This window comes from Candidatus Poribacteria bacterium (assembly GCA_026702755.1).
Classification (GTDB): domain Bacteria; phylum Poribacteria; class WGA-4E; order WGA-4E; family WGA-3G; genus WGA-3G.
In genome coordinates this window covers 114508-121507 of record JAPPBX010000061.1, presented here as the reverse complement: position 1 = coordinate 121507, position 7000 = coordinate 114508, and the positions used below count along the sequence as shown (strand labels likewise).

At 46.2% G+C, this 7000-nt stretch carries 5 protein-coding genes; 1 reads left to right on the top strand and 4 read right to left on the bottom strand.

The genetic code is table 11. The features are described 5' to 3' along the window. The 3 genes from OXH39_11525 to OXH39_11515 all read right to left on the bottom strand — a co-directional run. Window positions 1-2527 (bottom strand): MG2 domain-containing protein (locus OXH39_11525; protein MCY3551079.1); only part of this gene is annotated, 2527 nt, incomplete at its 3' end. Between the two features lie 470 nt (window positions 2528-2997). Beyond that, complete coding sequence (locus tag OXH39_11520; GenBank protein MCY3551078.1) at window positions 2998-4218, bottom strand: hypothetical protein; 1221 nt, start codon at window positions 4216-4218, stop codon at window positions 2998-3000. A gap of 10 nt (window positions 4219-4228) precedes the next feature. After that, a complete protein-coding gene (locus OXH39_11515; protein MCY3551077.1) occupies window positions 4229-4804 on the bottom strand; it encodes a cytochrome P460 family protein in 576 nt (191 codons plus the stop codon). Between the two features lie 251 nt (window positions 4805-5055). Here OXH39_11515 and ftsY point away from each other — a divergent pair, with 251 nt between their 5' ends. Beyond that, on the top strand, window positions 5056-6048 hold the full coding sequence (gene ftsY, locus OXH39_11510; protein ID MCY3551076.1) for a signal recognition particle-docking protein FtsY: 993 nt from the start codon (window positions 5056-5058) through the stop codon (window positions 6046-6048). Window positions 6049-6275: 227 nt separating this feature from the next. On the opposite strand, the gene OXH39_11505 is transcribed toward ftsY, so the two are convergent. Beyond that, entirely contained in the window at window positions 6276-6890 is a 615-nt protein-coding gene (locus tag OXH39_11505; GenBank protein MCY3551075.1) for a sigma-70 family RNA polymerase sigma factor, read from the bottom strand. Between the last annotated feature and the right edge of the window lie 110 nt (window positions 6891-7000).

Here is a 7000-nt window from a genome sequence, read left to right as displayed (position 1 = left end):
CCATTGCATCGTTGATAGCAACGTAGTCGAAATGAAGCGGTTTGTTAATTTTTATATCTCCCGTCGTTGTCTGCCGGAGTCCAACATAATGTGAGTATGGGTGGATAACAACTCGGTGTGAAGCGGTGACCGCTCTGCCACCGACTTCACTGACGGTTGCTGTCAGAATCCCGTTTAGCAAGGAGGGAGCTTTCAATGTTGCAGGAATCGTAAATTGGTAGTGCGCCTTACCCGCTGTGTCAGTTTTGCCTTCTCCCAACTCAATTCTCTGTTTCTCAAAATTTGAACCGGTATTTCCGAAGACGAACGAGTGCCATTTCTTGGCATCCGTGCCTTGTAGTACATTGTCTGTTAGGAACGGGCCCGCTTCCAATTCGCATGCAACTTGCACCTTCCGCCCTACAGCTGGCGGACCGAATAGATTAACAGCAGTGACTTCAAGGTCAAGTTCATCTCCGAGTTTATAATCGGCTTTGTCCACTGTTATAGAAACTTTCATTCGATCGGGCATAAATTCTTCAACCTGAAATTGTGCACTTCCAACGACCCGATCAGCAATCCGCATCTTGGCAATGTAGCTGCCGGTCAGGGCATAATCAGGAATAAGAATTTGCACATCGCAGGCACCGCTTTTGTTTGTTTGCTGCCTTAACTCTCGCAAAATTCTACCATCGGGGGAGATAACTTCGATTCGCGTAGGGAGTGGTTGTGGTGTTTTATGCTTCGGTCCTCGGACAATACCAGCGAGTTGGACAGTTTCACCCGGGCGATAGACACCCCTGCTGGTGTAAAGAAATGCTTCGTAACCTGTTTGTAGATAGGTGGAACCAGCGATGTCGAAATCTGCTGTTGCGATTTCATGCCGGTCCAATTGAATGAAAGCAAGATCATCGCGTTTCTCGACAGTGATCATAAAGGGTGTGAAGTTTTCTGTCTTCTCCGCGACATCTATGAATTCAATGAATCCTGCCCAGTTGGTTGTGCCACTGAACAGTGTTTGGTTGTTATCGCTGATGAGTTTGACGCGTGCGCTTGGTACAGGTTTACCGGTAGATAGGGATTTCACCCAAACATACAGTCTATCTCCGAGGCGTTTAGCACTAATTCCCAAATCCGTGATGAGCACCCATTGATGTGCACTGTTCCACCTGTTTCGTGTGTTTCGTGCTACAACTTTGAAGATACCGACATGTTCGTCTGAGAGATACTCCTCCAAAGAGATAGGTGTCGTCACCTCTTCATTCAATTGAGAAGACACATCAAGCACTTCCGTATGAATAGGTTTACCTAAATTCCTGCTCCAACGACTCCATCTCTCTAATTTCGAGACATAGATGAGATTGTTTGCAAAAACTTTCTCAATATTGAGTTCCACGCGTTCAACGTTAATCGTTGCGAGACCGAGATTCAGCTGCCCTTTTCTCGCCAGGAAGAAGCCATCACCGAGAAACCGGAGCTGCGGTTTAATATCAGGAATTTTGAGCCGCGTCGTGTAGTCCTGTTTTAAAACGGCATCGTTTCGTGCTGTCAGGCCTTTCCTAATCTTCAATGTGTAAGTCGTTCGTCTCTTAAAATCGCCATGGATTCTTATGTTTCGATAGTCGGATGTCACCTTATATGTCACTGCCGGTGTAAGTTCTAAATACGGTTCAATTGTGTCGCTGAGTACCGGTGCATTGAAACTGACCGAAATATAGGGTGTACCATCACTTTCCCAAACGTCCGAATATGTTACACCGAGTGTCCCTCTCCCTCGGAGTATCACGGGCGTAGTGCTTGGTTTTTCCAAACCAATTTTTCCACCTGTACACTTGAATCCCTTTTCGACCCTAATCTTTATCTCTCGGTTCGTATTGAGGCGTTTTATTCGTTTTGTTTTGAATCTTACTGTTCGTGCTGTTGCTGTGCTGGTTTCAATTTGATATGGAACTTCTGTTCCATCGTCGAGTTCAATGGAGAGGTGTGCCTTTAAGTCGACAATGGTTACAGGATAGTTGAATGCTATTGTGCCAGACCCTGTTACATGTTCATTGTCAGAGGTAAACTCCATACGTGTCTGTTGTACGGTGAAAGGTTCGGTGGCGAATTTAAACTCTTTTTGTCCGGTGAGTAGGAATGTCTCGGATGGGTTAAGTTCTGGTCTGAGTTCGACAGTGTATTGTGTAGAGGGTGCCAAAGGCGCATCTAAGAAAAAACCGACTCTATCGCGCGCAGCCCAACGGGCAGTGCCTTGGACGGCTGGCGTAAACCGAAGTGCCTCTGCTGAAACTTCAGTTCCGACACGCGACTTATCGATGATTGCCTCTGAGAACGTAATCGAGAAATCAGCCCATTGTGGAACCTCTCCTTGCGGTGTGAAGGTCTTTACACTGTATCGCGTCCGTGCACGCATGTTACCTTGCACAATATAGAAGATACAGACACCGAGAAGGATGCACATCAGTCCAACCAAACCGATTAAACTTTTTAAGAGCAGGTTTCGGTCCCTTGGGTTTGTCGGAGAATTTTTGGAAAGTTCGGCTGCCATAAGAAGTGTCTCCTGCGCTCTAAGGATTCTGTAATTATAGGCTTTTTATTCGGAGCAATTTAAGGGGTTTTTTGTAGAAGCGATCTCCCAATTTAACTCGTGTTTTACATTGCTTGAGAATTTCTGTTATTGCAGGCTGGAATCACTTGCAAGTTACGCCAAATATAACGAATATGGGAGGACAAAAGATACTTTAAAGTTTCAAGCAATACCGTTTAAGCAATTTTTATGCCAATCAAGCTTTTGCTGTCATATTAAGCGTTTAAGGCGTAATAGTGTGAGGTTCAGGAGAGATTTCAAACATCACTAATACTTGGGAAGAGTATATAAGATGTCTTTAGGTGACGTTATGTGTAAATATAAACACATAGGGACGGATTTTCGCATCCGGCCCTATGTGTTTTGAAGTGTATTGAGCGCGTTGGCATTTCGATAAAGGCAAACTCTTGTGGGTGAAGTTTAAGGATATGTCAGAACCAGAATCGCGACATCAGGATAATCTGGTCGGTCCCTTGAAGTTGACGTAGCGTCCCTTTGTCCTGTATTGTATCATCGTTACTACGGTCGGCGTTCGCGAGGTTTGCCCAATAGAAAATAGAGATTGCCCCATTTTCGATGAAATTGTATTGGGCACTGAGTGTCACTCGCTGACTTGCATCCCCTTTAATTGTCCTATCTGGGTCAAATAATCCGTACCGACCCGAGACAGTGAGTTGAGGCAGGACGCGATATTTTGCGCCGATATAGTACCCTTTTGAATCAACGGCATCCGGTGCGAAGGAGACTGCCTCTCCGCTGTTTCCAAAATTGAATTCCCCTTCAACACTCACGCCTGCATAGGAAGCAGTGAGAAACGCACCGATGAGTCGTTCCCAGTCTTCGCCCGGTTTTTCAAATAGGGTAGAAACACCGACTCGGATTGGTCCAAGTTGCGCACCGAGAGTGCCAAGTCCACCTTTCGCTGCTGCATTGTTGGCATTAAAGAAAGCCGCGTTATAAAAAACTTTCCCCGCACTTCCCCCAAGTTCAACACCGACATCTCGTTTGTTGGAGCCGAGTCCGTAGCCTTCTCGGACAAGGATGTTGTGGTCCTTCTGTTTGATAGCAAACGGTAGGCGGAATTGACCGACTTTGACATAGAGATGTTTTGGAATAGCATCTACCGTTGCAAACGCGTTCATTGTTGTTCCGGCGTTGTTGGAAAGGGTGAGTCGGACATGCTCGGAGGCTTGCGCGTTGAATGTTACTTCTGCTTGCATAAGCAGAAATCTGTCAATCGAAGAATGGCATGAATTGCATCCAGCGCTGGCGTTTTCCTCTTCGTCAACGTGTGTTGTCTTAATGAAAGCGGTTTGGAAGTCAAGTGAAGTTGTGAGTTGCTTGACAATTTCCTTGGCTTCTTCGCTTACGGCATCCATGTCAAAATCCTCGGGGAATTCAAAATAGTTCTCTTCAAAAATTTCGCCGATTCGATTTCGGGGGCCGCCACCAGCTGGGTCGAGATGACAAAAGCTACATTCCTTCTCAAGTTCGGTTGCAAACTCAGGACGTGCCTCCACCACGGTTGGTAAAAAAATGCTGAGGGCAACACTAACTATGAACACGAGCGATAAGAGCAGTGATGCCCCCAACGGTTTTGGTCGTGAGGCGTTATGACGAAAGTGCCTCACGCGGTTGTTGTGTGGATTCAAAAGGTGCTCCTTATTCAAGTTCTGTAAACACGTAATCGATGTCTTTGACTCGGGCGTGGCATCCCCAACAGACACCATCTTTGGCGATGACACGGAACTCATCATCCGCCGCGTTTCGGACATATTCAATGAATTCCCAGTCGTTGTGATCAGGATCCACACCGTCTTTTTTCCGCATAATCGCGATGAGCCCAATATAATCCTTACCGGGGCGGGTCGCGTCCTTTACGACAATACTTCCATCTGGATAAGGGAACTGCTGGGTACCGTTTGGTGCGATGGTATCACGTGTTTGATTAACGTAAACATTTTTTGTGCCGTTGTGTGGATCGCCACCAGGGACTGGAGGGATAGGTGCTGCGTTTAATTTCAGCCACTGTGTATATCCTGCCACATCTGCTGGCAAACCGGGGAGTGCTACCGCTGCCGGTTCTTCGGGTTGGACAGGTTCTGTTTCCGTTGCATTCGTGGTTTCTTCTTCTGTCTGTTGCACAAGTTCATCTAACTGTTTTTCTGCGCAGGCGGTAAAAAGTAAAATTATCGCCAATGCAGTGAGTAGGTTTCGTGTGTATTTTAATTTTAACATGATATATTCCTCAACTTTAGGATGATAAACAAAAATTAAAAAATCTTCCTCTCTTATAACCTTATTTCGTAGTATACCATAAGATAGCCAATCTTTCAAGGAAATTTGTATGAATACGGATTTTTTTACGCGATATCCTCCTATCTCTTTTCGTTGCCTTTTTGCGTGTTGTTACTGTATTATATTAAAGCGGCAGGCACGATTTCTGCTAATCGCTATAGATACGAAACAAACATCAAAAAGGAAAGGTAATGCTTAGAAATTTATTTAAAGGTGGTGATAAAAGCCACAATGAATCCGATGCTGGAGATGAGCAGGGAAACTGGTTTAATCGGCTTAAGTCCGGCTTATCGAAAACACGCGACCAGTTTCTGTCTCAATTGTCAGGTCTTCTACGGGTTGGCAGAAAAATTGACGAAGATTTGATGGAGGAAATTGAGGAGATTTTAATCCAATCGGATGTAGGTGTTGATACCACATTGACGCTGATGGATAACGTCAGGGAGAGAGTCAAGGCAGAGGGATTAAGCGATTCTTCGGAATTGGGATCGGTCATAAAATCGGAAATTTTGAATTTGCTTGGACCGGATGTTCCGCTGCGGATTGAGAATGAGAAACCGTATACAATCTTAGTTTTGGGTGTGAATGGTGCAGGCAAAACAACGACTATCGGTAAACTTGCGAGTCGCTTTATAGGAAACGGGCAACACGTAGTTGTTGCCGCTGGTGATACCTTCCGTGCGGCGGCGGAGGACCAGCTTGCTATTTGGTGTGAGCGTGCTGGTGCGGAGTTAATTCGGGGAGGCGAAAATGCTGAGCCTGCCGCTGTTGTCTTTGATGCGGTTCACGCAGCGAAGCATCGCAACGCGGATGTGCTAATTGTAGATACCGCGGGGAGGCTGCATACCAAAAAACCGCTGATGGATGAATTGTCAAAAATCGGGCGTGTAATGGGACGAGCACACACTGGAGCACCGCATGAAGTACTGCTTGTCATTGATGGAACGGTGGGGCAAAATGCGCTGATGCAGGCGAAGATTTTCAATGATGCAGTGCCGATTACAGGAGTCACCGTTACGAAACTGGATGGCACTGCGAAGGGTGGCATTGTAATTGCGGTAAATGCGGAGATTGGTGCCCCTGTCAAACTGATTGGTATTGGTGAGAAACTTGACGATTTGAGGGATTTCGCGGGGGCAGATTTCGTTGAAGCACTCTTTGCAGATGAAACAACAGACGCGTGAGAAGTGCTGAGTTCTGTTGTCTACACGTGAAACACTTTATAGTAGATCCCGTAATTACTTATACACCCTTAGGAGAAGAGTCGGGAATCGGAATTCCCTCCTACAGGGTTCATGAAGCAAGACGCGTTTTTTCAAAATGTAAACTTATTTTCGGATTTTACTATAAAATTGGGGTGTTACCTACACCGGGGGGTATGCGCGCTTTGGAAGCGCGCATACAACAATTTTTAGCGATCTGTTTCTCGTAGGTAACCGCGGAGATGCCTACGAAGGTTACGATGCGCGTGGAGCAGATGCGCTTTGACTGTTCCGTCGGATCTCCCAACGGTAGCCGCAATATCTTTAAGTGATAATCCATCCCAGTGTCGTAAAATGAAGATTTGCCGTTGCTTTGGAGGGAGGCGACGAACGGCTTTCCGGATGTGAGCCCTCAACTCCTTATTCTCGGCCGCTTTTGCTGGCGATTCTGAGCGAAGGTCCGGGATGTTCGCCATCGGCAGTTCATCAGATTCCTCGGAATCGTACAAGAGCACTTCTGATCTTGCCTTTTTCCTTAAGAAATCGATACAAAGATTCACCGTGATTCGGTAAAGCCAACTGTAAAACTGGCATTGGCTTTTAAAGTCGCCTAATCCTTGATACGCGCGTATGAAGGCGTCTTGTGTTAAATCTGATGCATCTTCCGGGTTTGAGACGAAGCGTTGCACCAAACGGTAGGTGCGTTTTTGGTAGCGGGTGAAGAGCATATCAAATGCGGCGGTGTCGCCGTGTTGAAATCGCTCAATTAGTTCGTTGTCATCGTAACATTCTGGAGGCAAGCTTTCAGAACTTTGGGACTGCATGTTCTCCTCTTAAGCGTCATCAGCCGGGAAAGCGGGTTCTGACTTTCGGTGAGGCTTTCAAGCCGATCGAAATGGAAGCCAGAAACTCAGGTGGCTGTTGACAAAATAGA